General features: G+C 65.3%; 3 protein-coding genes and 1 pseudogene. 2 read left to right on the forward strand and 2 right to left on the reverse strand.

Annotated features, from left to right (window positions below; translation table 11 throughout):
• Positions 1 to 506 (reverse strand): DNA gyrase subunit A (locus tag EN781_RS30265; protein ID WP_281034407.1); only part of this gene is annotated, 506 nt, incomplete at its 3' end.
• 244 nt (positions 507 to 750) lie between these two features.
• Positions 751 to 1,583 (reverse strand): annotated as a pseudogene (locus tag EN781_RS30270) (AraC family transcriptional regulator).
• Between the two features lie 86 nt (positions 1,584 to 1,669).
• Between EN781_RS30270 and EN781_RS30275 the strand changes: the two are divergent.
• Both EN781_RS30275 and EN781_RS30280 read left to right on the forward strand, forming a co-directional pair.
• Complete coding sequence (locus EN781_RS30275; RefSeq protein ID WP_126054743.1) at positions 1,670 to 2,194, forward strand: hypothetical protein; 525 nt, start codon at positions 1,670 to 1,672, stop codon at positions 2,192 to 2,194.
• 38 nt (positions 2,195 to 2,232) lie between these two features.
• Positions 2,233 to 2,610: a VOC family protein gene (locus EN781_RS30280; protein WP_126054744.1), complete on the forward strand. Its 378-nt coding sequence runs from the start codon at positions 2,233 to 2,235 to the stop codon at positions 2,608 to 2,610.
• Positions 2,611 to 2,723 lie beyond the last annotated feature (113 nt).

Here is a 2,723-nt window from a genome sequence, read left to right on the forward strand (position 1 = left end):
GGCAGAACCTTCGGCTCGCTGCCCGACGCGTCGTAGGTGTCCTGGAAGTCGACGGTTTCCTTGTCGATGTCCTCCAGCAATTCATGCGCGACCTTGGTCAGCCGCGACTCGGTGTAGCGCATCGCCGCCGGCGGATCGCCGTCGATCGAGCCGAAATTGCCCTGCCCGTCGATCAGCGGCACGCGCAGCGACCAGTCCTGCGCCATGCGCACCAGGGCGTCATAGATAGAGGCGTCGCCATGCGGATGGTACTTACCCATCACGTCGGCGACTGGGCGCGCCGATTTCACATATTTGCGGTTCCAGTGGTAGCCGCTCTCATGCGAAGCATAGAGGATGCGGCGATGCACCGGCTTCAGACCGTCGCGCACGTCGGGCAGCGCGCGACTGACGATCACGCTCATGGCGTAATCGAGATAGGAGCGCTGCATCTCCTCGATGATCGAAATCGGCTCGATGCCGGTCGGGCCGCCGTCGGCGCCGCGCGGTGTCTTCTGGTCGGTCAAATCAGGTCACAATCCAGTCGGGAATCACTCGCTGCTTATATAGGAAGCGGCGCCGAAACTCCAATCTTCGTGGCGCTTTTCCAGGGACAATTTTGGCGGCAATTTCAAAAGGATACCGCTGATTGCGACGATATGGCCACGGTGGGTTTCGCCGCCGCCGGGGCTGGTTCGTCGCCGATCGCCGTCACCGAGAGCGACCGCAAGTACGCTGAACCGGGCCCCGGTGGCCGCGTTGCGGGCGCCCTCAGTAGCCGCCAGTCCGGCGCGCGCGGTAGGCGCCAGGCGCTTCTCCCATCTCGCGCCTGAAGCGGCGGTTGAAGGTCGACAGGTCGCTGAAACCGGCGTTGAAGGCGATCGTCGAGATCGCCGTGTCGGAGGTGCGCAGTCGCACGGCGGCCTTGTGCAGCCTGGTTTTGAGCAGGAACTGGTAAGGCGTCATCCCGGCGACTTGCCGGAAGCTGCGCAGGAAAAATGATAGGGGCTCGTCGCCGCGCTGCTGGCGAGGTCGGCGAGCGACAGCGGGCGGTCTGCTTCGAGTTCGATCAGCCGCACCGCCTCGGCGACCCGTTTCTGGTCGCGACGGCTCGGCGCGCGGGCGGCATAAACGGCATCCGAGCTCGTCCTGACCACCGCGCCGGCAATGCGCAGGCCGAGTTCCTCGAATGCGTCGGCGTCGCCGGTTTCCCGCGCGGCTTCCGCTTCCGCCAGCAGCGGCGCAAGCGCCGGCAACGGCGGCAGGCGCGGCGCGGCGAAGCCAAGCCGCATGGCGCCGGGCACGTCGGCGACAATGCGCTCCATATAGGTCGGCGAAAAATGGAAGGAGAGGCAGCGGTCGCCGGCGCCGTGCTCATGCCCGCACTCATAGCAGGCGCCGGGATTGCCGAGCAGGATCGCGCCGGGCGCAAGCATCGCCGTGCCCTCGCGTGTCCGGTAGCGGAACGTGCCCTGGGTTACCGCGGCAACGCAAAAGCCGCGATGCTCTTCCTCGAACGGGCTGTCGCCGACGCCGGCGGTGCACACGACGTCCGACACCTGCCAGCCCCGGCCCGAGACGATTTTCTTCTCACGCGTCGTCATCGCCCGAAAGTTAGCAATTTTCCCCAAGCGCAGAACCCTTTCCTGCCTCTATTGGTCGTGCTCTCCTGACAAACGAGGCAGTAGTCATGATCGGTTCCTTCGCTGAGGCCCTGCACAGCGGCGAGCCCAACCCCGGCCTAGCCGAAAAGCTGGCGCTCTATGGGCGCTTCGTCGGCGCCTGGACATTCGACGCCACCCGCCATCTCGAGGACGGCACGGTTCTTACCGGGCGTGGCGAGGTGCATTTCGGCTGGGTTCTGGAGGGCAAGGCGATCCAGGACGTGTGGATCCTGCCCGCGCGCAATACTGGTGTACAGACATCTCTCGGCGCGTGGACGTTCTACGGTACGACCCTGCGCGTCTACGATCCCGGGGTCGATGCCTGGCACATCTTCTGGAGCGATCCGCGCAACCAATACTACAGCCGGCAGCTCGGCCGCGCCGAGGGCGAGACGATCGTGCAGGTCGGCGCCGATGGCTCCGGCGCGTCGGTGCGTTGGAGCTTTTCGCGCATCACCGAGAATTCGTTCCGTTGGCTCGGCGAGCGCTCGCATGACGGCGGCGCCACCTGGCGGCTCGAGGTCGAATTCCTCGCCCGCCGCACGACTTGAGGCTGATCGGCTACCCTAATGAAAAAACGGAGAAAACGATGCTTGACCACATCTCGCTCGGCGTTGGCGACACAACTGTCTCGAAGCGCTTCTACGATGCCTTGCTGCAACCACTTGGCTATGGCTGCCTCAGCCAGTCGCCCGGCTCGCTCGGCTATGGCGCCAATGCAGTGGCGCTCTGGGTGAATGAAGCCGCGCGGCCGGTGCCGGCGGACACGGAGTCCGGCCTGCATTTCTGCTTCGCCGCGCCGACGCGAAAGAGCGTCGATGCCTTCCACGCGGCCGCGTTGCGTGAGGGCGGCAGGGACAATGGCCCGCCTGGCTTGCGCGCCGCTTATGGTGAAAACTACTATGCCGCCTTCGTCATAGACCCTGACGGGTACCGGCTCGAGGCTTACTGCGGCAAAGCTGAATAGCCGGCTGAAATCCCCTCCCTTCCTGTTCCCACCGCTCCCGCTTTGCTCTACCAATTGACGAGCTTGGGCTTCGCCCGGCGGGAGGGGACCAGCGATGCCGAGCTTCGACAGCC

This window comes from Mesorhizobium sp. M4A.F.Ca.ET.090.04.2.1 (assembly GCF_003999085.1).
GTDB lineage: Bacteria > Pseudomonadota > Alphaproteobacteria > Rhizobiales > Rhizobiaceae > Mesorhizobium.

Bases quoted from the DNA above. Each gene is read 5' to 3' on its own strand.
- EN781_RS30280 (WP_126054744.1), top strand. From the start codon at position 2,233: ATGCTTGACCACATCTCGCTCGGCGTTGGCGACACAACTGTCTCGAAG.
- EN781_RS30275 (WP_126054743.1), top strand. From the start codon at position 1,670: ATGATCGGTTCCTTCGCTGAGGCCCTGCACAGCGGCGAGCCCAACCCC.